Below are 26900 nucleotides of genomic sequence, written 5' to 3' on the forward strand. Positions count from 1 at the left end.
CGTATGCCTTTTCTGCCTTTCGGCTTGAGCCGCGGCGATATACGATAGTGACACCGTGTCCTAGCACCGACTCACCTGGAGGTATTGCCATGTCCCAGACGCTTTCCGCCGGAATCACCCGCGACCGTGCGTTCGAATTGCTCAACGAGCACAACAAGGACCCGTTCCACATCACCCACGGTGAGACGGTCGAGGGCACCATGCGCTACTTTGCGCGCGAGTTCGACCCCGAGAACGAGGAGTTTTGGGGCATCGTCGGACTGCTGCACGACTTGGATTGGGAGGAGCATGAGGACGACCCCGTGAACCACACCATCTATGCGGCCGAAATCCTCGAGAGCGAGGGCGCATCGCCCGAACTCATCCGCGCCATCCAGACGCATACCTCGGACTTCAATACCTCGCTGCCCAAGCCCGAGCTGCAGATGGAAAAGATCCTGTTTGCCTGCGACGAACTTACCGGCCTGATCGGGGCTGCCGTCATCATGCGTCCGAGCAAGAGCGTCATGGACTTTACGACCAAGTCGCTCAAGAAGAAGTTCAAGGACAAGCGCTTTGCCGCCGGCTGCTCGCGCGACGTGATTACGCAGGGCGCCGAGATGCTGGGCTGGGAGCTCCCCGAGCTTTTCGACCGCACCATCGCGGCCATGCAGTCCTTCGCGCCCGACCGCGACACCTTCCAGGCTTAACCTGCCAAAAAGGGACAGGTTTATTTTGGTAGGTTTTATCTGGGAAAACGCTCCCGTTGAACGTTATTCAGCGGAAGCGTTTTCTGTTTGACCTGGTGACGTTGGCGAATGGCGGCGCCTCGCGGCAGGTGGCTGCGCTTCGCCGTACCCGTAACTCGGCAAACGCGACGTTAGGACGCGTTCTTAATAATCCATGTTCCGAGTCCGGTCAACAGCTGAACCTGCTTAACGGTTAGCCCTTGTTTTCGAAGCGCGAGAATCGCCTCATTGCGAAGTGGCTTGGAGACAGATTTGAGTTCCGTCGGAGCGCATCCTGCGACACTCTGCACGATTGTCGTGCCAAATGAATATGGTTTCCCATAAGGCACCAAGCGATAAGCTCGATATTGTGTTTGGGGAGGATTGCATCGAGGATCTGAAGCATGGCGATTCGGTCCTCGGCATCGTCAAACAGCAATTGCCCTCCGTTTCCACGCAACGTGACGTGGAAATAACCGGTTGGTGACTTTGAACGAGGTTTTCTCGGCATGGCCCCTCCTTTAGCTTGGATGGGCTGAAGATACCTCATTCGGAGGCTTCGGTTGTTGAGATTCAGTTTACCGACTATAGCTGCTACCTGCCGAAATGTTATTGCGTTTTCAAATTGATGCTTTTTAATGGTAATTGAGCAAGACGGGTGCGCTTGTTGCGGATACGGGCGTTGGTTGCGTCGATCTGGACGGCCCTCGCGTGATGTCATCACAAATGGGCTTCACGCATTTTCGCGGCCATAGAAAAATGGCCGGGGCTTACAAACAAAACGGAGCACCCGACCATTTACCAATTGTTTGTTGACGTTTCCCCAGATAAAACCTGCCAAAATAAACCTGTCCCTTTTTGGCAGGTTAGTTGAGGGCGGCTTGGGATAGGCGGGCTTCGGCGTCCTCCTCGGTGACGCCCAGGGCCACGGCAATCTCCTCGATGGAGCGGCGCTTGGCTTCCTTGAGTACGCGCATGTAGTAGGAGCTGGGCTTTTTATCTGCTTCCTCGGCCTGGCGAATACGGTGCATCATGGTTTTTGCCACGCGGACCGTCTCGGGCGCACCCAGCTTGAGCTGCTGCTTAAAGTGCGTCTCCTCGAGCGAGCTGTTGCGCTCGGTAAAGGTGTCGCACTCCAGCTCGTCGTAATGGCTCAGTAGGTGCTCGGCATCTTGCTGGGAGATGGCGGCATGCAGACGGTCGGCCTGCGCCACGGGGTACATGAGGATCGTCTGCGCATGTCCCTGCTTGGTCTCGAGCAACAGCATGGGCTGCGGTGTGTCTTCCCTAAAACCGACGACGGTGCAGACTCCCTGACCCGGATGAATGACGTGTTGACCGATTGAGAACATGCTACCTCCAACTTATACGAATTTACGTATGTCTAGAATACCACGCTGACGTGCGCAAACCCTTACTTTATGCAGGAAAAGCACACAAATCCGATAGGTAAGAGTATTCGATATTCTGAGCTGCCCATGCAGATGTTTATGCATTTTCGGCGGGTGCACAACCAGCAGGCAGACCGCCATCTTTGAATGGCCTTGCGACAGCTGTAGTCAATTTTGTGCATATGCAATATCGATTGACTTTACCCTGCGACAGTAGTTACCGCTTGTGATAGAGTGCTGCAAACTCTGGCTTTTGCCCTACGAGTGACCAAGAGCTCGGGGGCTTTAACACAAGGAGGATATATGCCCGAGAAGATTGAAGAGCTGGTACGCGCTGCGCTTGCTGCGGCCCAGGAGGCCGGCGACCTTTCCGCATTTGAACTTGACGATTGCGCTATCGAGCGACCGGCTGACACTTCTCATGGCGAGTGGACCTCCACCATGGCCCTGAAGTCCGCCAAGCTGGCTCACTGCGCCCCGCGCAAGATCGCCGAGGCCGTCGTTGCCCATATGCCCGAGGATCCCGCGATCGAGAAGGTCGAGATCGCCGGCCCTGGCTTCATCAACTTCTACCTCTCCGTCGCCGTCAAGAACGCCATCTTCGGCGAGGCTCGCGAGAAGGGTATGGACTTCGCTAAGTCCAACGTCGGCGGCGGCCTGAAGACCCAGGTCGAGTTTGTCTCCGCCAACCCCGTCGGCCCCATGCATATTGGCCATGGCCGTTGGGCCGCTCTGGGCGACTCCCTCTGCCGTGTTATGGACCATGCCGGTTACGATATCCAGCGTGAGTTCTATATCAACGACCACGGCTCTCAGATGAACACCTTCGGCAACTCCATCAGCACGCGCTATATGCAGCTTGCCGACATCATCGCCAAGCAGGGCGTGGATATCGACGAGGCTCACAAGCTGCTGATTGCCGACCGCGATGCCTTTGTTGCCGACGAGAACGACGAGCATCCCGAGACCCATCCGTATCAGGACAACTTTGCCGAGACTCTGGGCAAGGACTCCTACGGCGGCGACTACATCATCGACGAGGCCGCCGAGTTCTGGCGCACCGACGGTGACAAGTGGGTCGACGCCGATCCGCAGGAGCGTATGGAGAGCTTCCGCGAGCGCGGCTACGTAAAGATGGTCGACAACATGCGTAATCTCTGCCACGCCGTCAACTGCGACTTCGATCGTTGGTTCTCCGAGCGCTCGCTGTACGTGAAGGACACCGAGGGCGAGACCGCCGGCACCTCCGCCGTCGACCGCGCTTTCGAGAAGCTCGACAAGATGGGCTACCTCTACACCAAGGACGGAGCCCTGTGGTTCCGCTCCACCGACCTGGGCGACGACAAGGACCGCGTCCTGATCAAGTCCGACGGCGAGTACACCTACTTCGCCTCCGACGTCGCCTATCACTGGGACAAGTTCCAGCGCGTCGACCACGTCATCGACATCTGGGGCGCCGACCACCATGGCTACATCGACCGCGTCCGCTGTGTCTGCGACGCTCTTGGCTATCCCGGCAAGTTCGAGGTTCTGCTGGGCCAGCTCGTCAACCTGCTGCGCAACGGCAAGCCCGTCCGTATGTCCAAGCGCAAGGGCACCATGGTGACCCTGCAGGAGCTTGTTGACGAGGTCGGTTCCGACGCCGCCCGTTACACGCTCATCTCCAAGAGCTCCAACCAGATGGTCGACTTCGATATCGAGGCCGTTAAGAAGCGTGATAACTCCAACCCGGTCTACTACGTGCAGTACGCTCACGCTCGTGTGTGCTCCATTCTGCGCCGTGCCGCCGACGTTACGCCCGAGCAGGCTGACGAGATGGGCATGAAGGCCGTCGCCGCCAAGGCCATCGGCGAGAACGTCGACTACTCGCTGCTGACCGACCCCACCGAGCTCGCCCTGTCGCGTAAGCTCAACGAGCTCGCCGACCTCATCGCCAGCTGCGCTCGCGACCGCGCCCCGTTCCGCCTGACGCACTTTGCCGAGGAGCTCGCCGGCGACTTCCACAGCTTCTACGCTGCCTGCCAGGTGCTTCCGAGCGAGGGCCGTCCCGTCGATCCCGAGCTTTCACGCGCCCGTCTGGCCGCTTGCGACGCCGTCCGCGTGACGCTCGCCCTGGTGCTCACTCTGGTTGGCGTTTCTGCACCCGAGCAGATGTAATCTACGGGTCGTTTGACCGTGTAGGTTTGGCTTTGCTGAGCCCTATAAGCCCGATCTCCATGCGGAGGTCGGGCTTTTTGCGTTTGGCGGGGCTTTTTGGCGTGTTGAAAAATGCTACAAAAACGCAACTATACCGGTTTACGGGGCTGAATTGCTGACTGGCGACCATAGCAACAGCAGCGAAAATAAAATCGCAGGTAGACGGCTTGCCGAATATTAAAAATGCAGGGTATGGTTGGCTTACGCCGTTCTTGCACCGTAATCCGCGATCGTTTTGAAAACGACCCCTTGGGGACGGAGGAAAACGGATCATTTTTGTCCGGTGGGAGAGCGGTGCGAAACCGTCCGCCACGAATCGGGCTTATCTACTACGTTTAGTCGCATACTCCGAACCATGCCGAAAAGTACGATATTAAAACCGCAGGTAGCGGGCTTGCGATTTTAGGAAGATCGAGGGGATGGTCAGGGATCGCGGGTCAAACGTAGTAGATAGGCGCGTCTCGTGGCGCGGCTATTCCGGATGACACGGCTTCACTCCTCTGGTGCGACAGAGGAAGCGCTTTTGAGGGGGAGTGTCCCTTTTGACCAGTTGTATAAGAACGTCCAATGACTAAGTTGCAGGTGGTGGCGGTTGTGTTACACTAACGCTGCGTATTTGACGCAATCATCTCGATACAGATCAATGATGCCCGTTGTGTTTTGAACGGAGCTAGACTGTTTAGCCGCCCTGAAGGTTTATGCAGGGAGCATGTGATCACAGGGCTTTAAAAGAAAGTTGAGCAAACACTGTGTCTGATCAACAGCAAGAAAATGAAATAAGCACGGCACAAACCACTCCCGCTGCACCGGTTGCGTTGGACCAAATCGCGAAACCCGCACCGTCGCAGGCGTCGGTCCCCGAGACACACCAGAACGCTGCCTCGGCTTCGAGTGAGAACCCTGTTCCCGTCGCACCTGTTACCGGGGAGGAGGCTGCGCCCGTGAAGCCCAAGCGCACGCGTCGTGTGGCCAAGCCCGCTGCGGATGGCGATGAGGCTGCAAAGCCCAAACGCCGCACCACGCGCACGACGCGTGCCAAGCGTCCGGTTTCCGCCGAGGTTTCGGCGCCGCTTTCAGATGAGGTTGCGCAGGCTCGCGCGCTTGCGCAGATCAGCGAAGCCCAGGTTGTTCGTGCTCGCCGTCGTGCCGCAGAGCGCGATGCCGCGGCTCTGACCGAACTCGCGGCTCCGTCCGCCCCCGAGGCGCCTTCGGCTCCGGCTCCCGAGCAGGTAGCAGAAAAGCCGGCTCCGCGCACGCGCCGTCGCACGGCGGCCAAGGTCCAGCAGGCTGCCGAGCAGGCTTCGTCCGATGCCGCCGAGACCCCGGTTCGCTCTGCGGCGGAGGAGGACGCTTCCTCTGCTGAGTCTGTCGTGCCTGCCGAGGTCGGCGGTGCATTTGTCGTCGATCCTGCTTTGCGCCCGCATCGCCGCGGCCGCAAGCCCAAGGCATTTGTCGAGGCGGAGAAGGCGGCCGCTGCCGCGGCTTCTGTCCAAGATGCCCCGGCGTTCGTCGAGCCTACAGCGGCTGTCGTGGTTTCGGCCGAGGGCGCTGATGTTCCTGAGGTCGCTGTTTCTGCCGCTGCCGAGCCTGCCGACGTTCGTCCCGGGCGCAGCCGTCACACCGCAGCCAAACGCCCAGCTAAGGCAGAGGCGAAGTCCGGCGCCGAATCTGCGGTAGCTGAGTCTACCGAGGCGAGTGTCGACACGACTCCCGAGACGGAGGGCGCCGATCGGTCGGCAGGCGAGAAGCCCAAGCGCACGCGCAAGAAATCTTCCAAGACCAAGTCTGCCGAACAGCAGGGGGATGCTGAGCAACAGCCCGAGTCCGACGCTAAGTCGGACGGCGAGACCCCGGCGACCGCCGATGCGCCCACGACGCCTGCCGTCGAGAGCGCTGAGGCCGAAGAGGGTTCCCGCCCCAACCGCCGTCAGCACAAGCGTAACGATGAGCGCAGCGAGCGCAAGGATGATCGTAACAACGACCGCCGCAGCCGTCAGCGCGACCGCAAACAGCGCAACAAGGAGCGCAACGCAGCTCCGACCGAGCCAACGCTTTCGCGCGAGGAGCTCGCGGCCATGAAGGTCGCCGAGCTGCGCGAGAAGGCCAAGGAGTTCGAGATCGAGACGACCGGCAAGAAGAAGGCCGAGCTCGTCGAAGAGATCTACACCACAGCCGCGAAGGCCGAGGGCTTCCGCGATATTAAGGGCATCCTGCAGATTCGCCCGGACAGCTCCGGCATCATCCATGCCCACGGCTACATGAAGTCCAATGACGACGCCTTCGTGCCCGCCTACCTCATCCGCTCCGCGCGTCTGCGCACGGGCGACGTGATCGAGGGTTCGCTTCGTCCCTCGCGCGGCGGCGACAAGCGTGCCGGTCTCGCCAAAATTACGACCGTCAACGGTCTTGATCCTGAGCAGGCCCGTAACCGCCCCAAGTTCGGCGATCTCACGCCGGTCTACCCCAATGAGCCGCTGCGCATGGAGCATGGCAAGGATTCCATTACCGGTCGCGCCATCGATATCGTGTCGCCGATCGGCAAGGGCCAGCGTGGCCTGATCGTGTCACCGCCCAAGGCCGGTAAGACTACGATTCTCAAGAAGATCTGCCAGTCTATCTCGATCAACAACCCCGAAGTGCACCTCATCTGCCTGCTCGTCGACGAGCGCCCCGAAGAGGTCACCGATATGCAGCGCTCCATTGAGGGCGAGGTCGTGGCCTCCACCTTCGATATGCCCGCCGACAACCATACCCGCGTGGCCGAGCTCGTCATCGAGCGCGCCAAGCGCATCGTGGAGTTGGGCGGCGACGTCGTGGTGGTTCTCGACTCCATTACGCGTCTTGCCCGTGCGTACAACCTGGCGGCGCCCGCCTCGGGCCGCATCCTTTCGGGCGGCGTCGATTCGGCGGCCCTGTATCCGCCTAAACGCTTCCTGGGTGCTGCCCGCAATATCGAAAACGGCGGCTCACTCACCATCCTTGCTTCCGCCCTTATCGATACCGGCTCCAAGATGGACGAGGTCATCTTTGAGGAGTTCAAGGGCACCGGCAACATGGAGCTCAAGCTCGATCGCGATCTGGCCGACCGCCGCATCTTCCCGGCCATCGACCCCGTTGCCTCGGGCACGCGCAACGAGGACCTGTTGGTCGACGAGCAGATGCGCCCGTTTGTCTTTGGCCTGCGCCGCATCCTCGCCGGCATGAACAATACCGAGCGCGCGGCCGCGTCGTTTATCAAGGGCCTCAAGGGCACCAATACCAACCAGGAGTTCCTGGTGCGTTCGGCTAAAAAGCACAGCGACTACGAGCAGACGTTCTAGTTTGTCCGCTGCACGCGACAGCAACCATAGACATGCCAGAAGGGCCGGGGTTTAGATCCTGGCCCTTTTCGTATAGCCGCTCGCCAACGATTATTGACCTCACGACCGGCAAGCAGCGATTTTCCCGTTTCAATTCCGCTTCGTCGCTTGCAATCCCCAAGGGGGTTTCGCATAATAGCAGTTAAGCTTCGCGACGGAAAACGCAGATGAAACGAACCATATACCGTTGCTTTGGGGCATAGCCCCGCTTCATCTTCTCTCGCGCAGCCAACTGAATGATGCGATTTGGGTGCTGGAAGATGGGGAGAGCTCATGGCTTCTTCTGATGCAACACAACGAGCAGTCCTTGCCGGACTTTCCTGCGGGATCGGCCTTGCCGCACCCGTGGTCGTGTATGCCGCTACACTGCCGTTTTCGTCAATCAACGAGACGGTTGTCGCGGGTGCTGTTCCCTTTGCCGTGGGCGCAGTGGCCGGCGTGGGTATCTATGCCGCCTCGCTGGGTATCTCTGAGTATCGTGCGGAGCACGATGGCCGCCTGTTTGAGCCCGATGCCGTGGGCGGCGCCGCTCAGTTTAGTCGGACCTACAACGAGTTCAAGACCGCCTCTATTCCCGTTCAGCAGGAGGAGGCCGCTCCCCGGGCTGCTGCTCCTGTCACTTTGGACGAGCAGGGTCAATCCTCTTCGCTTCTCTCCGGTCTGACCGGCGCGTTTCAGCGCCGTCATGCCGATGATGGCGTTCCGACTATCGCCCGTGCCGCCAACGCCATGGACGAGGCCGATGCCTGGGCTATGATCGATAGCATGCTCGACGACGATTCGCCGGTTAGCTGCGATCCCGCTCGCTCGCGCGATGTCTACCAGGTCGCAATTGACGAGCTCACAAACGGTGAAAAGACTGGCTCCTATAACCGCGACGACATCGCTGCTGCCGCACGTGCCGTCTCGGGCTCTCATGCCGCCCCTGCGGGCAGCACTGCAGCTTTCGTGGCGCTTGTGGCCAACGCTGCCAACAATGCCGCCTATAACGGTGCTTCTTCGGCTGCGTACGCCTCTGCCGCGACGGCCGCTTCGACCGGCCAGCAGGGCGCAGCTCAGCCGGCTCCTGTCGCCGACCCCTTTGCCGATGAGCCCCTGGTTGTCGACGAGGAGACCATCGCCGCTCGTCGTGCTGCCGAAAGCTCGCTTTGGGGCGCTTCGGCCCAAATGCAGGCCGCGGAGGCGGTGCCGTACAACGCCAAGCTCGCCAGCATGCCCATCATTTCCGATGCCAAGGGTGTTGATCTCGCCGATTTGGACGAGCCCGCCGCCATCACTGCCTCTATCGATGCCCAGAATCGCGTGGATACCGACAGTCTCCCCGATGCCTCCCTCGAGGAAGATATCCCCATGGCCGATTATTCGGGCCACGAGGACATGTGGGCCGCCGCCATGGCGATCATGGCCGAGGTCGCCGAGCCCGCCCCCGTGGCGGTGCCCACACCTGCGGCCTCACCTGTCTCGGTTGCTCCCGTCTATGTCGGCCGCCACAGCTCCGTGTTTCCCGAGGATACCGCGCGTATCTCGCGCGAGAGTATCGAGCGCGCCGAGGCTATCGCCGCCGGCGTTATGGAAAATCGTCGCCATGAGCGCGTCAATCAGATCCTTGAGGAAGAGATCGAGCGCCTGCAGTCCTCTACCGCCAAGCGTACGGGCCGTGCCTATTTGAGTGTTATCGAGGGCGGTACCGCCAGTTTTACGCCGCTTCGTGCCGAGGCCTAGTTCTGCATGATTAAGATCGATCGTAAGTGGGCGGTTGCGGCCTGCGCCATGGTGTTGCTGATCTGGGGCAATTCACTGGTTCCCGGCACGGGGTCCGGCTCACTGAGCCTGGCGATCATGGAGGACGTCCGCGGGTTTTTGCATAGCTTGAGCCTGCCGTATGAATGGGTAACCAACTTTGTCGTCCGCAAGTGCGCACACTTTACCGAGTATATGGTGCTCGGTGTTTTGGTGACACATGCCTTTGATATCGAGGGTCGACGCACTTTTGACAGACTGCTTCCCACGGTGGTTTTTCTGTTGCTGGTCCCCTCAATCGACGAGACGATTCAGTTATTTGTGCCGGGGCGCGCCGGCATGATCACCGACGTGATGATTGACTGCTGCGGAGCGGCTACCGGCGTCGTGCTCCGATATCTCCTCCGATCGCTTGTATGCACCAAAAAGGCCGCCTAGGACGTTTGGCTTGGTCCTAGACGGCCTTGTGCGTTTGGGGGCCCTGCAGGACGCGATAGCGTTGTCTGCGCGTTATACGAGTCCGGCAATACCGTGTGTCGTTGGTGCACCCTTTACTGGAGCGCCTGTGCGCCAAGGGCCAGACAGCCCATGATGCCCTGCTTACCCTCGAGGCTGTTGTTGACAATGTAGGTATCGATGTCGTTGACCTCGGGCGTGACGATATAGCCGTTGAGCATCTCGGCGCACTTTTTGCGGGCGAGCGGCACGATGGGGGTGTGGTCGGCCACGCCGCCGCCGATGATGATCTTTTGCGGCGCATAGCACAGCGTGTAGGTCATGAGTGCCTGTGCCAGGTAGCCAGCGAGCAGGTCCATGGCCTCCGGGTCATCGGCCATGTCTCCGGCGCTTTTGCCATCCCAGCGCTTTTTAATGCCGGGGCCTGCGATGAGGCCCTCGAGGCAGTTGTCGTGGAAAGGGCAGCCGCTGTGCTCGCCGATGGTGTCGCGCGGATCGCGTGTGACCAGGATGTGCCCGGCCTCGGGATGCATCATGCCATGAACGAGCTGGCCGCCCGAGAGCACGCCGGCGCCCACACCGGTGCCGATGGTCAGATACACCACGTCGGTGAGGCCCTGGGCGCAGCCAAAGGTGACCTCGCCCAGACAGGCGACGTTGACGTCGGTGTCGTAGCCACAGGGAATATTGAGCTCGTTTTGGATGGTGCCCAGCAGGTCAAAGTAGCGCCATGCCGTCTTGGGCGTCTCCAAGATCTTGCCGTATTGGGGCGAGGCAGGGTTGACTGCGGTGGGGCCAAAGGCGCCGATGCCCAGCGCGGCGATGCCCTTGTTTGCAAACCATGCGTTGACGGCCTCAACGGTCTCCTGCGGGGTCGTGGTTGCGATCTGCTCACGCTCCAGAACCGTACCGTCTGCATAGCCCGTGGCGCAGACCATCTTGGTGCCGCCGGCCTCGAGCGCTCCGATAAGCTGCTGCTCTGCCATAGTATTCCTCCCCCTGGGACGAGTTGCTCCGTGACTAAAGTATAGCGCTTTAAACAAATTAAGAAAGCGCTATAAAAAGAAGCCCCACAACGCGCGTGCAGTGCGGGGCTTCTTTGGGTGCTTTAGTTGCCGGGCCGTCCTTACCCGCGCGGCTTGATTTTATCGCGTAGCGACTTGAGGTTCTCCAGCGCCGCGTTAATCGTCTCGTCTCGTTTGGCAAAGTGGAGGCGAATCAGATGGTTGACGGGCTCCCGGAAGAAGCTCGATCCGGGCACGGCGCCCACGCCCACCTTAGACGCGAGGTCCTCGCAGAAGTCGAGGTCGCTGTCATAGCCAAACTCAGAGATGTCCATCATGACGTAGTAGGCGCCCTGCGGCACGTTATGCTCAAGACCAATGCTATCGAGCCCCTGACAGAACAGATCGCGCTTGGCTGTGTAGAGATCGAGGACCTCCTGGTAATAGCTGTCGTCGAAGTTGAGGGCGGTGACGACGGCTTCCTGCAGGGGAGCGGCGGCACCCACGGTGAGGAAGTCGTGGACCTTCTTGATGCGCTCGGTAATCTGGGCCGGGGCGATGGTGTAGCCCAGACGCCAGCCGGTGATGGAGTACGTCTTGGATAGCGAACTGCAGCTGATGGTGCGCTCGAACATGCCGGGCAGCGTGGCCATATAGACGTGCTCGTGGGGCGCGTAGACGATGTGCTCGTATACCTCGTCGGTGATGCAGTAGGCGTCGTACTTTTTGCAGAGATCGGCGATAAAGGTGAGCTCTTCGCGCGTAAAGACCTTGCCGCAGGGATTGGAAGGGTTGCACAGGACGATGGCCTTGGGGTCGTTGTCGCGGAAGGCCGCCTCGAGTGTCTCGCGGTCAAAGTCGAATGTGGGCGGGTTGAGCGGCACGTAGATGGGCTCGGCACCCGAAAGGATTGTGTCGGCGCCGTAGTTCTCGTAGAAGGGCGAGAAGATGACGACCTTGTCGCCGGGGTTGGTGACCGTCATCATGGCAGCCATCATGGCCTCGGTGGAGCCGCAAGTGACCACGATGTTCTGGTTGGGGTCGATCGGTATGCCCATAAAGTGCTCCTGTTTGGCGGCAAGCGCCTCGCGCGTGGCCTGGGAGCCCCAGGTGATGGAGTACTGGTGGTAGAGCGGTTTGGGATCGGTGGCGATGGTGCCCAGGCTCTTGAGCAGCTGCGCTGGGGGATCAAAGTCGGGGAAGCCCTGCGAGAGGTTGACGGCGCCGTACATATCGGAGATGCGCGTCATGCGGCGGATGACCGAATCGGTAAAGGTTGCCGTGCGATTGGAGAGTTCTTTCATGCTTGTCCTTTCGAACATCGGGGTGGGGCAAGTTTACTCCTATGGAACCGGTGGGATTTGCTCGAAATGGATCCGAAAAACTCTTTTCAAAATTCTTGAAAATTGGGGCTTGCGTCGCGTGGCGTTCCTTGCAATAATAGTCGAGCGCGAAGCGCACAGGACACGGTGGGTGTAGCTCAGTTGGCTAGAGCGACGGGTTGTGGTCCCGTAGGTCGAGGGTTCGAGTCCCTTTACCCACCCCAGTTCTTGCTTCGTGTTGATATCGGGTCGTTAGCTCAGTTGGTAGAGCAGGGGACTCTTAATCCCAAGGTCCAGGGTTCGACCCCCTGACGGCCCACCACACGATATCTCCTCTAAAGTCCGCTACTACGGACTTTAGCTTTGGGTCGTTAGCTCAGTTGGTAGAGCAGGGGACTCTTAATCCCAAGGTCCAGGGTTCGACCCCCTGACGGCCCACCAAAGCATGTTAAAGCGACTGGCTTAGGCTGGTCGCTTTTTTGTTGACCTCGCATGGGGTCGAACCCGAAAGGGCACAGACGCTTTACAAGTCGAGCCTGCCCTCTTGGGTACGCCGAGCTGCTGCTTCATTTCCGCCGTGCTTCTACCGCCGAATAACGCTTCATCGCCCTTCGACTTGATATTCGCGAATCCTTTGGAGTCCACGCCGCGTTTGAACGCAATACCCGAGAGCTGTTTCTCTGAATCGGATAGCGAGTGGCGCGCCTGCAAGCGCTGAATCTCTGCGAAGCGCTGTTCTATGAGCTCTTGGCGGCGCGTCTGCACGGCAAAGTATGCCTGGGCGAGCGCGATCTCTGGCTTGTTTGAATCTCCGTTCTGTGCGATTAAATAGCATGCATAGCGAGTAAGTTTGTAGTCTTTAACCGCGCGAGCGGCGACACCGGCTGTTACCATTTTCGTGGTATCACGAAAATGGGAATCAACTGGAGTTTTGTTTGTTTCGCACGAGACTTTTGCCCTCTTAACAACTTCGGCGAAGTTCTCCCATCGAGTGTACCCCATGGGTTCCATTAAATCGCGTGCGAGCCAATACTCAACGCCGTCTTCCACATTGGCGGAGCTATCAAGTTTGACACGCCACTTCTCGATATCACGACTGTCCACATCTCCTCCCCGCTGGTCTATTGTCTGTGCGGGCTTTGCCTGCTCTGTATTCAGAGTAAGGATACGCTGCCGTGCGGACACGAATGGACCCCGTGCCACCTCGAGCTCACGGGGCCCATAGATATCGATTAGTGGTGTTCTGCTTTAGACGGGTGTCCAGTTAGTCCGCTCGATAGTGCGATCCGAGGCTTTCGGTTCGCTTGCGCATGGCTTTGACCATTTCCTGTGCTAGTTGAATCTGCGATTGCAGGCGGGCGAGGGCTGCGATTTCGCTGTCCTGAGCTTTCTGTGTGCTCAAGGTCGTTGCCTCCGTCTTCAAGCCCTCAAGCTCGTGTAGTGCCTTGGATAGGCCCCCTTCGGTGCGGTTGATCATGCAGTAGGTGCTCATCGTGTGCTTAAGGCCGCGGGTCAGGCGCTCGGCGTCTGTTGTGGCAATGCCATGCTGGGGGAGGGCGACATCCGCCTTTGGGGCCACCTCAGGTGCATTCTGTGCTGCTTGGGCTGCCGAGGCGCCCGCGATGCGCCCAAACACGATGCCGTTGGCGCTTGACAGGCCACCAATGCGATCGGCCCCGTGCATGCCGCCTGTCGCCTCGCCGCAGGCATAGAGGCCCTCAACGCCCGTGTATGCGGTCTTGTCGATTTTGATGCCGCCATTGGCGGCGTGGGCATACATCGCCACACGCATCTCGTCGGTCGGCGCGATGCCGTGCTCGTCTTGTAGCCAGGTGGCAAAGGTCTGCACAAACTCGGGGACGTCCTCGTGGGGGAAGTCGTAGTGGAGCGCCAGACCTTCAGCACCCGCTTGATCGATGGCAAGATCGATGGCGCGGGAGGCCAAGCGCGAGGTGAAGGGACCATATCCGGAGCGTTGCTCAAGTAGATCGTCCAGCTTGTCGTCGGCGATATCGACCGGCTGGTCTACATGTACGTAGCGCCAGGTCTTCTCGTTAAAGACAAGGTTGCGCTTGGGCTCGATGAAGCCCGGTATCATCTGCATGAACTCTATATTAGTGAGCGTTGCGCCGTGTGCCAGCGCGATGGCCTGCGAGGAGCTGAGCACGTCGGCGGAAGTGAGGCTTCGCTCGAACAGGCCACCCGTGCCGCCCGCAGCGATGATGGTGGCCTTGGCTGCCATAGGCACGAGATGCTCGTTTGTGCGGTCGTAGAGTACGGCGCCGATAATCTTTCCGGTTGTGTCCTCAACAAGGTCGATAAGCTCGTGGCGGGGGAGTAGGCGAATGCCGAGAGACTTGATCTGGGCCGTACACGCGTCCTCAAGGGGCTTGCGGGTGAGGCCGCGCCAATTGCGTGTCTTATGGTCAAAGCAGGGGATAAATTGCTTTTGCTGGGCGCTCTCGGCGCTTTGCGGACGCTGGAGCTCAACACCTAGATCCTGCTCGAGCCATTGGATGGCCTGGGGAATGCCGTGGACGAACGTCTGGACGAGCGTAGGGTCGGCGACACCGCCGCCGACGGCTTGGATGGTGTCGATGAGATCCTGTTCGTCGTCTTCGTTAACGGGACCGATGAGACCTAGGCCCCAGGTGCCCGGGAAGAAGCTCGATCCGCTCATGGTCTTGCCGGCGCTTGCGACGGCAACGGTCGCGCCCGCGCGTGCCGCTTCTATGGCGGCACAAAGGCCCGCAATGCCAGATCCTATTACCAGTACATCAGTCGATTCCATGGGATTCCTTTCTCGTCCGGCGCATTTTCGCATGGGTGATCGACTAATGCGATGCAAAGGCCGCGCTATTCGGTAAAGGGCGAATATGGCAGGTGGACGTCATACGCATTCGCTGGCTTCGTCTCCGGGCATCTCGTATTTCGCTGCAACTGATATATCGGACATCTATTTTGGATTAGTCAATTTGAGACGGGGCTTTACGAGCTGTCCTGCGCCTCGGGTCGATCCGCTCGCCACGAAATGGGCCTATCTACTACGTTTGAGCGGTCACCCCCCAACCATACCGAGAATCACAAAATTAAAACCGCAGGTAGACTGCTTATTGATTTTCAAGAAACCCAGCTATGGTCGACCTGCGCGGGTTAAACGTAGTAGATGGGCCGTTTTCGTGGAGCAATCCAAAGCGATTGGCTGTTTTGGAATAAAAAAGAGCCGCTACCCGGGTGGATAGCGGCTCCGAAGCTCAACTATATGAGCATCGCGCGGGCGCGATTAGGCCTTGAGGGCCTCCTCGACGGCGACAGCGCAGGCGACGGTGGCACCGACCATGGGGTTGTTGCCCATGCCGATGAGACCCATCATGTCGACGTGCGCAGGCACGGAGGAAGAACCGGCGAACTGGGCGTCGGAGTGCATACGGCCCATGGTGTCGGTCATGCCGTAGGAGGCAGGGCCGGCGCCCATGTTGTCCGGGTGCAGGGTACGGCCAGTGCCGCCACCAGAGGCGACGGAGAAGTACTTCTTGCCAGCCTCGATGCGCTCCTTCTTGTAGGTGCCAGCGACGGGGTGCTGGAAGCGCGTGGGGTTGGTGGAGTTGCCGGTGATCGAGATGTCGACGTTCTCGTGCCACATGATGGCAACGCCCTCGCGGACGTCGTCGGAGCCGTAGCAGTTAACGGCAGCGCGGGGACCATCGGAGTAGGGGATGGTCTCGACGACCTTGAGCTCGCCCGTGTAGTAGTCGAACTGGGTCTTCACGTAGGTGAAGCCGTTGATGCGGGCGATGATCTGGGCGGCGTCCTTGCCCAGACCGTTGAGGATAACGCGCAGCGGCTTCTTACGAGCCTTGTTGGCGTTCAGAGCCAGGCCGATAGCGCCCTCAGCGGCAGCGAAGGACTCGTGGCCGGCCAGGAAGGCGAAGCACTCGGTGTCGTCGGAGAGCAGCATAGCGCCCAGGTTGCCGTGGCCCAGACCGACCTTGCGGTCCTCGGCGACGGAGCCGGGAACGGTGAAGGCCTGGATGCCCTCGCCGATGATGGCGGCAGCCTCAGAAGCGTTCTTGGCGCCACGCTTGACAGCGAGAGCGCAGCCGAGGGTGTAGGCCCACTCGGCGTTCTGGAAGGCGATGGACTGGGTGTTGTTGACGATCTCACGCGGGTTGAAGCCCTTGTCGGTGCAGATCTGCAGAGCTTCCTCGAGGGAGGCGATGCCGTTGTCGGCGAGGCACTTGTTGATCTTGTCAGCGCGGCGCTCGTAACCTTCGAACGTAACAGTCATAGTTATTTCCCTCCCTTTCTACTCGTGAACCGGGAACACGCTGGCGACGGAATGAGTCTCCTCGTCGGTGCGCGGGTCGATGTACTTGGCAGCGTTCTCCCACTGACCATAGTGGCCCATGGCGCCAGCGATGGCCTCCTCGGGGGTCTTGCCGGCCTTGACGGCGTCGGTGAACTTACCGAGGTTCAGGAACTCGAACGCGATAATCTCGTTCTTGTCGTTGAGAGCCATGCGGGTGACGTAGCCCTGAGCGAGCTCGAGGTAACGAGCGCCCTTGGCCTTGGTGCCGAACATGGTGCCGACCTGAGAGCGAAGGCCCTTGCCGAGGTCGTCGAGGGAGGCGCCCACGGGCAGGCCGCCCTCGGAGAACGCGGTCTGGCTGCGGCCGTAAACGATCTGCAGGAAGATCTCGCGCATAGCAACGTTGATGGCGTCGCAGACGAGGTCGGTGTTGAGGGCCTCGAGGATGGTCTTGCCGGGAAGGATCTCGGAAGCCATGGCAGCAGAGTGGGTCATGCCCGAGCAGCCGATGGTCTCAACGAGGGCCTCCTCGATGATGCCGTCCTTGACGTTCAGCGTGAGCTTGCAGGCGCCCTGCTGAGGTGCGCACCAACCCACACCGTGCGTAAGACCGGAGATGTCGGAAATCTCCTTAGCCTGGACCCACTTGCCCTCCTCGGGGATGGGTGCGGGGCCGTGGTATGCACCCTTGGCAACGGGGCACATGTTCTCCACTTCCTGTGAGTACTGCATGCCTCTCCTCTCTATCGTATTGGCGTCCCATCTGGAGGTCGTGGCTGGTGATTGCCGGGCGACCCTTCGAAAGGGACATGACATGCAGCCCCTATAATACCGCGAAATGCACGGAATATTCGGCGAACGGCGCAGTTTTCGTAACGAGAAGCGCGGAACTTTCAATTGAAACGATTTAACAAGCTTGGTTGCGGTTATGCGATACGTTTTAGGGGGTCAGCTTTGGTCAAGTATTTGGTTAGTTCTTGCCCCTGTTGCGGTGTCTAGCCTGTGGTTATGATGCCATTCGCCGTCGGTTTGCCGCCTTTTACCGTCGACGGGTGCCATTTTGCGTGAATGTTTTGATGGCACGTTTCAATCGTGATGTATTGGACGGTAAGCAGGTCCCGGCGAAGGGAGCGCCATGCAGCGTGTTTGGAAAACGATCACCGGTTTTTACCATGTCTGTGCCCGCGGTATGGGCAGTCAGCTGATCTTTGAGAGCGACGAGGACCGGTGGGAGTTTTTGGAGCTGATGCGCGACTGCTGCCACGATGCCCAGGTAACGATTGTGGCGTGGTGCCTCATGGGCGACCATGTGGATCTGGTGCTTCTGGATTATGAGGACAACATGAGTGCAGCCATGCAACGCCTGCTGTTGACGTATGCTCGTCGGTTCAATAAGCGTACCGGGCGATCGGGCTGCCTGTTCCGGGAGCGTTTTGAGCGCCGCTCGCTCGATACCGACCGACAGGTGATGGAGGCTGTTCGCTCCGTTCACGCCGATCCGCAGGATGCGGGCATCAACCTAATTGAGCGTTATCCCTGGAGCAGCTTTGCGGAGCATCTGCGCGTTTACGACGGTGACGAGGCAGATGCTACGAGGGGATTTTCCGATCCTTCTTGCGTGCTTGAGCTTTTTGGTTCGGCTAAGGCCTTTATTGCCTATTCGCTTTCGACGCCCGACGGCGGCGATCCGGCGATGCGCGATTTGGTAGAGATGGAGTTGGAGCGGCGCGCCTTTGCCGACGAGTTGGCGAAGGGATTCGGGGTTGCGCTCCAGGGGGTTAAAGCGGCGCCGCCAGCGCAGCGCAATATCGTTATTCTTGGCTTGCACGATGCTGGTTTTACGGTGCGCCAGATTGAGCGGTATACGGGGATAAGCAAAAGTACCGCTTCTCGTATTGTGCGTGCCCGTGCTCGAACGGCGGTGCGGACTGATGACAGCCTGGGATAGGGCTGTCTGCCCACTGGGACCATCATTCTAAATGCTTGGACGTTAACTACACTTCTAAATATGCATAGAATGATTGCCGTCTTGCATAAAACAATAGCTCAGTCCGGTTTTGCCCGTGCCTACCCCCGTCCACGCCGTGCAAAAAGCGGAGTTTTCAGCATCGTAGTGCTGTCGGAACTGCTATAACCTTGCAACTTGCGGGCCCCGAGACAATTATTTGTCTGCCAATACGCCCCGAAGCACGCGTTTGCGTCCCCGTAGACCGTAATGCCTGTTCTAAGACGCAATATATACGCGCCCGAAGGCGCTAATTTATGCTCGTGATTTGTATGCACATAGCTTGGCGTGCTGAATACTCGCAAAAATGCACGCCGCACCCTATGGGACCCGTCTGCGGCAGGCAGGAGGCGAGCCGGAGCCTAGTAGGACGGTGCCTGGCGCTTTGCTCGGCGTGCCCCGTGGCCCTGTGGCAAGCCTTTTGTACTGTGAAAAACGCTTGTGCTTGCGGTTGGCCGTGCGATAAATGACAGATTGGGCGCCGGAAGCGTGGCTGCGCGTGCGCTCGTTATGAAAAAGCCGAGCCGCCCGTATCGGGCGGATCGGCAATCAAAAACCTTGGATTCGGGGCATCCGTTACTGGTCAGCCTGACCCTCGAGCATGCCGTCGAGGGTGCGCCAGGCGAGCTCGGCGCATTTGACGCGGGCGGGCATGTGTGAGATGTCCTGGAGCTGAGCAGCCTCGTCCAAGTCTTCCAAGTCTTTCTCGGAGAGCTCCTCGCCACGGATCATGGCGAGGAAAAGCCCTGCCAGACGACGAGCCTCCTCGACCGTTTCGCCCGTGATGAGGTCGGCCATGATGTCGGCGCTGGCCTGGCTGATGGCGCAGCCGTGCCCGGTAAACGAGGCCTCCTCGATCACATCGTTCTCGACACGCAGCTGGAGGGTGAGCTCATCGCCGCAGCTGGGGTTGATGCCGTCGTGTTCGTGCGTGGGGGCATCCATCTCGTACTTGTAGTCGGGGTGGGAGTTGTGCTCCATAAACGTGGTGGAGGTGTACAGATTACCCATTGAACGTGCTCCAAACGTGATGCAGGCCGGCGATGAACTTATCGATATCGGCCTTGTCGTTGTAGAAGGCCACGCTGGCGCGGCAGCAGGCAAGGTTTTCGACCCCCAGCCAGGTGAGCAGCGGCTGCGCGCAGTGGTGGCCGGCACGGATGCAGACGCCGTCCATGTCCATGATGCTCGCGACGTCGTGAGGGTGGATGCCCTTGACGTTAAAGCTCACGACTCCGTGGTGGTTGTCCCAATAGATGGAGCCGATGATCTGGACAAAGTCGAGCTGCATGAGCTCGCCCATCAGGTAGTGGACGAGTGCCTGCTCTCGTGCCTGGATGTTTTCGTAGCCCACCGTATTGACCAGGTAATCAAGTGCCGCGCCCGTGGCGAAGACGCCGGCGGCGTCCTGCGTGCCGGCCTCGAACTTCTCGGGGACGGGCGCCCAGACGGCGTCCTGCTCGGTGACCGAATCGATCATCTCGCCACCAGTAAGCATGGGCGGCATGGCGTTGAGCAGATCCATCTTGCCCCACAGCACGCCGATGCCCATGGGGCCCATGGCCTTGTGCGCGCTAAAGGCAAAGAAGTCGGCTCCCAGATCGGCCACATCGACCGGCATGTGCGGCAGCGACTGCGCGCCGTCGACGACCAGATAGCCTCCGTACTTGTGCACGAGCTTGCCGAGATTCTTGACCGGGTTCTCGACGCCCAGCACGTTAGAGATCTGACCCACGGCCAAGATCTTGGTCTTGGGGCCCACCTTGGATAGAACCTCCTCGGTCGTGAGCTGACCGGTCTTGGTGGGGTAGAGGTAGACGAGCTTGGCGCCGGTCTCGCGGCAGACCTGCTGCCACGGAATCAGGTTGGAGTGGTGCTCCATGATGGTGATGACGACCTCGTCACCGGGCTCGAGCACCGTGGGCGCAAAGCTCTTGGCGACCAGGTTGAGCGACTCGCTCGTGTTGCGGGTGAAGACGATCTCATTAGCCTGGGAGGCGCCGATGAGGTCGGCGATCTGCTGACGCACCTTCGCGATGGCCTCGGTGGCCTCGACGGACAGCGAGTACAGGCCGCGCAGGGGGTTGGCGTTCATGCGCTGGTAGAAGTCACGCTCGGCGTCGAGCACGCAGGCGGGGCGCTGCGCGGTGGCGGCGCTATCGAGGAAGGCGATCTCGGGGTGCTGCTGGAACAGCGGGAACTGCGCCTTGTAGGGATTGGTCTCGATGTCGACGGTAGGCCAGCCGCGCGAGGCCTCATCGCTGGCGTCGAACTCCATGGGCTCGGGGGCAGTACAGGTATCGCATTTAACGTGCTCGGTGTCGATCATGCGAGCTCCTCCTCAAAGTTATCGATCAGGTTGTTGCCCAGGCGGACGACGGCGGCGCGGGTGCGCTCGTCGGTCGCGGAAAGTGCGGCGTCCTCCAGCTTGGCACGGATGAACAGGTCCTCGGCGGCGTTTTGGTCAAGGCCGCGGCAGGCGAGGTAGAACAGCTGCTCGTCGCGGACGTGGCCGATGGTGGCGCCATGGTTGCCGGCGACGTCGTCCTCGTCGCAGAGGATGACGGGAACGGTCTTGTTGTCGACGCCCTTGTTGGCCAAGAGCACCGTCTCGCGCTCGGTGCCGACGGCACCCTTGCAGCCGTGCACGAGGTCGATGGTGCCGCGGTAGACCTTCTTGGACGTGCCGGTCAGCACGCCGTTGGCATCGATTTCGCACTCGGTCTTGCGGCCGCGGTGACGAAGCTCGTAGTTAAAGTCGCGCACCTGTTCGCGGGCACCCAGGTAATCGGTATCGATCGTAACCTTGGCGGTGTCGCCCAGCAGGTCGCCGGCAAGGCCGGTGGCGCTGGCACCGGCACCCAGTACGGTGTGCTGCACGTTGACGCGCGCGCCCTCGTCCAGGAACAGGCCGGTGTCGTCGAGCGCGATCCAGCTGTCGTCGAGCGTCTGCGTACAGGCAACGTTGACGGTGGCGTACTCGTGGGCGCACACCCGCAGCACGGAGCCCACGACGCCTTCGCCGGTAACGGGGGAGTCCAGGGCGATCTGCAGGTCGAGCGTTGCCTGCGGGCGGGCGACGACATCGATGGCGGCGATGGCAGCGGCGGCATCGACGCCGCTCACGCGCACGGTGACCGTGGCACGACCGTAGGCGGGCACATCGATGACGATGCGCTTGGTGGCATGGTCGGCCAGATAGGTGTAGGCGGCCTCGCCCATGCCGGTTTCGAAGGCCTCGGCGGGGGAGAGCTCCTCCTCGAGCTTGATGGCGCCGGCCTGGTAGACGGAAGTGGCGGGCACGTCGAGCTCGGTCTCGGGTGTGATGCGGGCGCGGTCGGCGGCGTCGCCGGGGGCTGAGGTGCGTCGCTCGGGGAAGCGCTCGGCCATGGCGTCCATGGCGGCGTCGAAGGCTTCGGCCGTGCCATGGATCTGCTCGTCCAGGCCCTCGACCTCAACGGCCTCGGCGGGAGCGGCAGCAAGTTCGTCCGAAAGCTCAAGCTTGGTCTGGTTCATCTTGAGCCAACCCCAAGTGGCGGCCGGCATCGCATTGACGCCCCCGATCTCCTGCAGCACGCCGTCTCGGGGCTCCGACCCTCCTCGCGTACCTTTAGTACGCGTCGTCGGGCTCGTCGCTCCCGATACGTCGCACTGCAGAAGCTCGGATGACGTAAATGCGTTCGGCGTGTTCGTGGTCTGTTTCATTATCCGATCGCTCCTTCCATCTCGAGCTTGATCAGGTTGTTCATCTCGACGGCGTACTCCAGCGGCAGCTCCTTGGAGACCGGGTTGGCAAAGCCGTTGACAATCATGGTGCGGGCCTCTTCCTCCGAGATGCCGCGGCTCATCAGGTAGAACACCTTGTCGTCGCCGATGCGGCCGATGGTGGCCTCGTGGCCGATGTCGACGTTTTTGGCGCGGATGTCCATGGCGGGGATGGTGTCGGAGCGGCTTTGGTCGTCGAGCATCAGCGACTGGCAGCTCACGGTTGCCTTGGAGCCCTCGGCCTTGGGCGTGGCCACGATGGAGCTGCGGAAGGTCTGGATGCCACCGCTCTTGGAGATGCCCTTGGTCTCGACGGTCGCCGAGGTATCGGGCGCGTTGAGTACGACTTTGCAGCCGGTATCGAGGTTCTGGCCGGCGCCGGCAAAGGTGATGCCGGTAAAGCTCGAGCGGGCGCGGCGGCCGTTGAGCACGCTCATGGGGTAGAGGTAGCCCACATGGCTGCCGAAGGAGCCGCTGATCCACTCGATGTCGCCGTCCTCGTCCACGCGCGCACGCTTGGTGTTGAGGTTATACATGTTCTTGGACCAGTTCTCGATGGTCGAATAGCGCAGGTGCGCGCGCTTGCCCACAAAGAGCTCCACAGCGCCGGCGTGGAGGTTTGCCACGTTGTACTTGGGTGCGGAGCAGCCCTCGATAAAGTGCAGGTCGGCATCGTCCTCGACGATGATGAGCGTGTGCTCAAACTGGCCGGCGCCCTTGGCGTTGAGGCGGAAGTAGCTCTGCAGCGGAAAATCGAGCTTTGTGCCCTTGGGCACGTAGACAAACGAGCCGCCCGACCATACTGCGCCGTGCAGGGCCGCAAACTTATGGTCGGTGGGCGGGATGAGCGTCATAAACTTCTCGTGGATGAGCGGCTCCCACCGCGGGTCGTGCAGGGCCTCCTCGATGCCGGAGTAGACGATGCCCATTTTGGACGCGGTGTCCTGCATGTTGTGGTAGACGAGCTCGGAGTCGTACTGCGCGCCGACGCCCGCCAGGTAGCTGCGCTCGGCCTCGGGGATGCCCAGGCGCTCAAAGGTGTTCTTGATGTCGTCGGGCACCGACTCCCAGTCGTGCTTTTGGTCGGTGTTGGGCTTGACGTAGGTGACGATGTTGTCCATGTCCAGACCCTCGATGGAGGGGCCCCACGTTGGGTCGGGAAGACGGTTGAAGATCTCGAGGGACTTGAGGCGCAGGTCGAGCATCCACTGCGGCTCGTCCTTCTTGGCGCTGATCTCGCGCACGATGTCGGGCGTGATGCCGGCGTCGAGGCGCTCGAATCCCTCCTCGCCATAGGTGAAGTCGTAGAGGCTGCGGTCGATGTCCGCGACCTCGGTGCGGTTCTTGGTCATTGCGTCGCCCCTTTACGCCTGCTGCTCGGCAGCGGCTGCCTCGGCCTGGGCGCGCTGCTCGGCGGCCTCGCGCTCGAAGGTCTCAAAGCCGTTCTTGTCGATCCAGGGAATCAGCGAGGCGTCGTCCTCGCGCACGATGTGGCCCTTGACCATAACGTGGACGCGGTCGACATCCAGGTGCTCCAGGATGCGCGTGTTGTGCGTGATGATGAGCATGGAACCGTTGCAGCTCTTGCGGTAGGCGTCCATGCCGTGGCTGACGGTGGACAGGGCGTCGACGTCCAGGCCGGAGTCGGTCTCGTCCAGGATGGCGAGTTTGGGCTGCAGCAGCAGAAGCTGGAGCATCTCGACCTTCTTTTTCTCGCCGCCCGAGAAACCTACGCCCAGCTCGCGGTTGAGGTAAGCGGTGTCCATGTTGAGCTCGGCCGCGAGCTCCTTGACGCGACGGCGGAATTCCTTGCCCTTCATCTCCAGGCCGGGGCGGCCGGTGATGCTGGCGCGCAAAAAGCTCGACAGCGGCACGCCCGGGATCTCGACCGGAGCCTGGAAGCTCAGGAACAGGCCGGCGCGCGAACGCTTGTCGGTGGTGAGCTCGGTGATGTCCTGGCCGTCAAAGACGATGCGGCCGTTCTGCACGGTGTAGACGGGGTCGCCCATGACCAGGTGGCCGAGGGTGGACTTGCCGGCGCCGTTGGGCCCCATCAGCACATGGGTCTCGCCGGCGGCGACGTTGAGGTTGACGTTGTGGAGGATGGTCTTCTCGTCCACGGAGGCGGTCAGACCTTCGATGGAAAGCAGCGGATTTGCGCTCATGCTGTCCCTCTCTGTTTATGGTGTACTCATAGGTGTACTAAACCCTAGGAATCTTCTCGGAATAAAGTTACTATGGGTTCGGCGTTAGTCAAGGGAAAACCCGACTAATCCACTCGACTTTTCAGATGTGGGACATAATAGTCGGGATCGTCTGTCCCACACGCTTGGCATCTGGGGCAAACTCTGCTGATGATTTTGTCTCAAGCGCACCGGGAGGGTAGGTATGCTCATTTCTTCTAAGGGCCGCTATGCCCTCCGTTTGATGATTTATATCGCGGCGCTCGGTGACGCCGAGGGCAAAATCGCCCTGCGCGAGATTGCCGACCGTGAGCATATTTCGCAAAAGTATTTGGAGCAGCTGGTCCGTCCGCTTATGAAGGCGGGCCTGCTCAAGAGTGTGCGCGGTAAAGGCGGCGGCTACATGATGGCCGTGGACCCGGCCGAGGTGCGAGCCGGCGATATATTGCGTGCTGTCGAGGGCAGCACGGCGCCCGTCGCATGCGATGGCATCGATAACAACTGCACTCGCAGCGATCTGTGCTCTACTGTGAAGTTCTGGCGCGGTCTGGACGACGTGATTGAAAAGTACGTCGACGGCGTGACGTTGGCCGACTTGGCGGCCGTGCCCGAGATTAACTTCGATATCAAGCTGTAACTCGAGCGCAATTCCTCAAGATTTTGCGGAGGGCGTTACCGTTTGTCGAGTTGTTGTTGTACGACATCGGTCTTGCTGCAATACTTAAATCTATCTTTGCAAACTGCACTTTAACTACACCAATGCAAGGAGGATCTTATGCAGCCCAAGCATTCTGCGATTGTTGCCGGATTGACGCTGGCTCTTTCGTTTGGCGCCGTTGCCGCGCCCGCGCCCGCTGCTGCGGATGAGCCCACGCCGGGCGTTGCCTCGGATGCCACCGATATCGATAAGGGCCTTTATACCCAGCAGTCTTTCTCGGGCGTGCTGAGGTCGGTCCAAGGCGTCTCGTTTGTCAATGTGACCAGCGAGATGAAGTACTTTACCAAGTATGAGAGCCACGGCAACTATAACCAGGGCTTTTCGTATGGCGACGGCTATAACGCGCTGGGCTATTACCAGTTCGACCGTCGTTGGTCGCTCATTCCGTTTATGAAGCAGGTCTACAACTACGATTCTGCCAAGTACGGCATGCTTAAGTCTGCAATTGACCGCGGGAGCGATATCTCCAACGCAAGCAACCCCATGTATTCGAACGGTCAGCTGACGGAGCTGGGCCGCATTGCACAGGAGGCCTTCCAGGGCGCCTATAACGCCGACCCGGCTGAGTTCTCGGCGCTGCAAGATTCATATGCATACAACTCCTATTACGCGGTGACCGAGGCCTGGCTCAAGAGCGCGCTTGGTATTGATATCTCTGGCCGCGCCGATTGCGTCAAGGGCATGGTGTGGAGCATCACCAACATGTGCGGCACCTATGGCTGCCAGGACTTTTTCCGCTGGGCAAATCTTACAAACGATATGACCGACCGTGAATTTGTGACCGCGCTTTCCAGCAGCGTGGTCAATAACGTTGCCCGTAAGTACTCGAGCCAGCCGCAATATCACGAGGGCTGGAAGAACCGTTACAAGAACGAGCTTAAGGATTGCCTGGTCTATATTACCGAGGACGAGGCCGCGGCGACGCCGCCGGTCGAGCCTGAACCCGAGCCTGAGCCCAAGCCCGTGACTCCAGCGCCTAGCCAGGCGCCCGCCGCTCCCGTTGCTCCCTCTGGGCCTAGTGCCGATACCAATGGTGCTGACGAGGATACCGTCGATGCTCCTTCATACGATGCCGGAGCAAGCGACGGAAATGGCGATGTCGCATCGGGCGGCAGCGCGGGGTCTGCCTCGCCTTCGAATTCCGCAGATGCTGCGGCAGGGTCTGGTTCTTCCGCCGGTGGATCGACTGCCGGTTCGAGCGACTCGTCGACGAATGACAAACCCTCTGCGAGCGAACAGCTTGGCTCCATGTTTGGCTCCTCGCTGATGTCTGGCATCAACAGCAGCTCGTCTTCCAAGAAGGATGGCTCCGACCAGGGCGCTACGGAAAAGACCGAAGAAGCTAAAGGCAATTCGAAGGACGAGGGGTCTAGGGGGTCTGATTCCGACAAGGGCACGGAAGTCGACGGTGCGGAATCGAAGGATCCCCGCCTTGGTAAGGATGGCAAGCACGCGGACGACAATGGGTCCAAGGGCCTGGCTGATGATGGCGCCGACCAGAACCAGGGTAAGACCAAGGTTGTGACTGCCTCAGCCACGACGACTGAGTCCTCTAAGGGCAGCATGCCCAAGACGGGTGACTTGATTTTGATGGCGAGCCTTGCCAGCGCGAGCTTGGCCACATTGGGCGCTACGTCTATTGTGAGCGGTAAGCATAAACTTGATCAGCAAAACAAAGACGCTGCGGAGAAAGACGCCCAAAAGTAGGCTCTCAGCGAGCGTTTTGCCTTAGCGATTCAAATAGG

General features: G+C 60.2%; 20 protein-coding genes and 3 tRNA genes. 11 read left to right on the forward strand and 12 right to left on the reverse strand.

Annotation, left to right across the window (positions count from 1 at the left end):
• The first annotated feature begins 89 nt into the window (after window positions 1-89).
• Window positions 90-689 carry an HD domain-containing protein gene (locus ACTQ40_RS01120; protein ID WP_154518251.1) on the forward strand — a complete coding sequence of 200 codons (600 nt, stop codon included), beginning with the start codon at window positions 90-92 and terminating at the stop codon, window positions 687-689.
• An 884-nt stretch (window positions 690-1573) separates the two neighbouring features.
• On the opposite strand, the gene ACTQ40_RS01125 is transcribed toward ACTQ40_RS01120, so the two are convergent.
• Entirely contained in the window at window positions 1574-2059 is a 486-nt protein-coding gene (locus ACTQ40_RS01125; RefSeq protein WP_427727935.1) for a CarD family transcriptional regulator, read from the reverse strand.
• Between the two features lie 342 nt (window positions 2060-2401).
• Between ACTQ40_RS01125 and argS the strand changes: the two genes are divergently transcribed.
• The 4 genes from argS to ACTQ40_RS01145 all read left to right on the forward strand — a co-directional run bounded on the left by argS (window position 2402) and on the right by ACTQ40_RS01145 (window position 9831).
• Window positions 2402-4255: an arginine--tRNA ligase gene (argS, locus tag ACTQ40_RS01130; protein ID WP_441014784.1), complete on the forward strand. Its 1854-nt coding sequence runs from the start codon at window positions 2402-2404 to the stop codon at window positions 4253-4255.
• A gap of 980 nt (window positions 4256-5235) precedes the next feature.
• Complete coding sequence (gene rho / locus ACTQ40_RS01135) at window positions 5236-7614, forward strand: transcription termination factor Rho (protein ID WP_441563146.1); 2379 nt, start codon at window positions 5236-5238, stop codon at window positions 7612-7614.
• A 312-nt stretch (window positions 7615-7926) separates the two neighbouring features.
• Window positions 7927-9375: a hypothetical protein gene (locus ACTQ40_RS01140; protein WP_441563147.1), complete on the forward strand. Its 1449-nt coding sequence runs from the start codon at window positions 7927-7929 to the stop codon at window positions 9373-9375.
• Between the two features lie 6 nt (window positions 9376-9381).
• A complete protein-coding gene (locus ACTQ40_RS01145) occupies window positions 9382-9831 on the forward strand; it encodes a VanZ family protein (RefSeq protein WP_427794116.1) in 450 nt (149 codons plus the stop codon).
• Window positions 9832-9944: 113 nt separating this feature from the next.
• Here ACTQ40_RS01145 and ACTQ40_RS01150 read toward each other — a convergent pair whose 3' ends face one another.
• Window positions 9945-10835: an ROK family protein gene (locus ACTQ40_RS01150; protein ID WP_427727921.1), complete on the reverse strand. Its 891-nt coding sequence runs from the start codon at window positions 10833-10835 to the stop codon at window positions 9945-9947.
• Between the two features lie 140 nt (window positions 10836-10975).
• The gene (locus tag ACTQ40_RS01155) at window positions 10976-12157 is read right to left on the reverse strand and encodes a pyridoxal phosphate-dependent aminotransferase (protein WP_441546847.1); all 1182 of its coding nucleotides are present in this window, start codon (window positions 12155-12157) and stop codon (window positions 10976-10978) included.
• Between the two features lie 165 nt (window positions 12158-12322).
• Between ACTQ40_RS01155 and ACTQ40_RS01160 the strand changes: the two genes are divergently transcribed.
• From ACTQ40_RS01160 to ACTQ40_RS01170, 3 genes are all read left to right on the forward strand, one after another.
• A tRNA-His gene (locus tag ACTQ40_RS01160) sits at window positions 12323-12399 on the forward strand.
• A 22-nt stretch (window positions 12400-12421) separates the two neighbouring features.
• Window positions 12422-12497: transfer RNA gene (locus tag ACTQ40_RS01165), tRNA-Lys, on the forward strand.
• 43 nt (window positions 12498-12540) lie between these two features.
• Window positions 12541-12616: transfer RNA gene (locus ACTQ40_RS01170), tRNA-Lys, on the forward strand.
• 21 nt (window positions 12617-12637) lie between these two features.
• Here ACTQ40_RS01170 and ACTQ40_RS01175 read toward each other — a convergent pair.
• From ACTQ40_RS01175 to ACTQ40_RS01190, 4 genes are all read right to left on the reverse strand, one after another.
• Window positions 12638-13279 (reverse strand): BRO family protein, encoded by a 642-nt coding sequence (locus ACTQ40_RS01175; RefSeq protein WP_441563148.1) that lies wholly within the window; start codon window positions 13277-13279, stop codon window positions 12638-12640.
• Between the two features lie 160 nt (window positions 13280-13439).
• Window positions 13440-14966 (reverse strand): FAD-dependent oxidoreductase, encoded by a 1527-nt coding sequence (locus tag ACTQ40_RS01180; RefSeq protein WP_441563149.1) that lies wholly within the window; start codon window positions 14964-14966, stop codon window positions 13440-13442.
• A gap of 492 nt (window positions 14967-15458) precedes the next feature.
• Window positions 15459-16463: a GGGtGRT protein gene (locus ACTQ40_RS01185; RefSeq protein WP_154518278.1), complete on the reverse strand. Its 1005-nt coding sequence runs from the start codon at window positions 16461-16463 to the stop codon at window positions 15459-15461.
• 18 nt (window positions 16464-16481) lie between these two features.
• A complete protein-coding gene (locus tag ACTQ40_RS01190) occupies window positions 16482-17216 on the reverse strand; it encodes an iron-sulfur cluster assembly scaffold protein (protein WP_006235554.1) in 735 nt (244 codons plus the stop codon).
• A gap of 403 nt (window positions 17217-17619) precedes the next feature.
• Between ACTQ40_RS01190 and ACTQ40_RS01195 the strand changes: the two genes are divergently transcribed.
• Complete coding sequence (locus ACTQ40_RS01195) at window positions 17620-18432, forward strand: transposase (protein WP_441563150.1); 813 nt, start codon at window positions 17620-17622, stop codon at window positions 18430-18432.
• A 633-nt stretch (window positions 18433-19065) separates the two neighbouring features.
• On the opposite strand, the gene sufU is transcribed toward ACTQ40_RS01195, so the two are convergent.
• The 5 genes from sufU to sufC are packed head-to-tail and all read right to left on the reverse strand — an operon-like array spanning window position 19066 to window position 24419.
• The gene (gene sufU / locus ACTQ40_RS01200; RefSeq protein ID WP_441563151.1) at window positions 19066-19500 is read right to left on the reverse strand and encodes a Fe-S cluster assembly sulfur transfer protein SufU; all 435 of its coding nucleotides are present in this window, start codon (window positions 19498-19500) and stop codon (window positions 19066-19068) included.
• Window positions 19493-20818 carry an aminotransferase class V-fold PLP-dependent enzyme gene (locus ACTQ40_RS01205; RefSeq protein ID WP_441563152.1) on the reverse strand — a complete coding sequence of 442 codons (1326 nt, stop codon included), beginning with the start codon at window positions 20816-20818 and terminating at the stop codon, window positions 19493-19495. Before ACTQ40_RS01205 ends, sufU begins: the two co-directional genes overlap by 8 nt.
• Window positions 20815-22194, reverse strand: coding sequence for a SufB/SufD family protein (locus ACTQ40_RS01210; protein WP_441563153.1), 1380 nt, complete (start codon window positions 22192-22194; stop codon window positions 20815-20817). The genes ACTQ40_RS01205 and ACTQ40_RS01210 overlap by 4 nt, the downstream gene beginning before the upstream one ends.
• Window positions 22194-23606, reverse strand: a complete 1413-nt coding sequence (gene sufB / locus ACTQ40_RS01215; RefSeq protein WP_441563154.1) for a Fe-S cluster assembly protein SufB — start codon at window positions 23604-23606, stop codon at window positions 22194-22196. The genes ACTQ40_RS01210 and sufB overlap by 1 nt, the downstream gene beginning before the upstream one ends.
• Before the next feature lie 12 nt (window positions 23607-23618).
• A complete protein-coding gene (gene sufC / locus ACTQ40_RS01220) occupies window positions 23619-24419 on the reverse strand; it encodes a Fe-S cluster assembly ATPase SufC (protein ID WP_441563155.1) in 801 nt (266 codons plus the stop codon).
• A 223-nt stretch (window positions 24420-24642) separates the two neighbouring features.
• On the opposite strand from sufC, the gene ACTQ40_RS01225 reads away from it, so the two are divergent.
• Window positions 24643-25074, forward strand: coding sequence for an RrF2 family transcriptional regulator (locus ACTQ40_RS01225; RefSeq protein ID WP_154518293.1), 432 nt, complete (start codon window positions 24643-24645; stop codon window positions 25072-25074).
• Window positions 25075-25212: 138 nt separating this feature from the next.
• The gene (locus ACTQ40_RS01230) at window positions 25213-26862 is read left to right on the forward strand and encodes a hypothetical protein (protein WP_441563156.1); all 1650 of its coding nucleotides are present in this window, start codon (window positions 25213-25215) and stop codon (window positions 26860-26862) included.
• Window positions 26863-26900 lie beyond the last annotated feature (38 nt).

The organism is Collinsella sp. Sow4_D11 (assembly GCF_052116465.1).
In the GTDB taxonomy this organism is placed as follows: domain Bacteria; phylum Actinomycetota; class Coriobacteriia; order Coriobacteriales; family Coriobacteriaceae; genus Collinsella.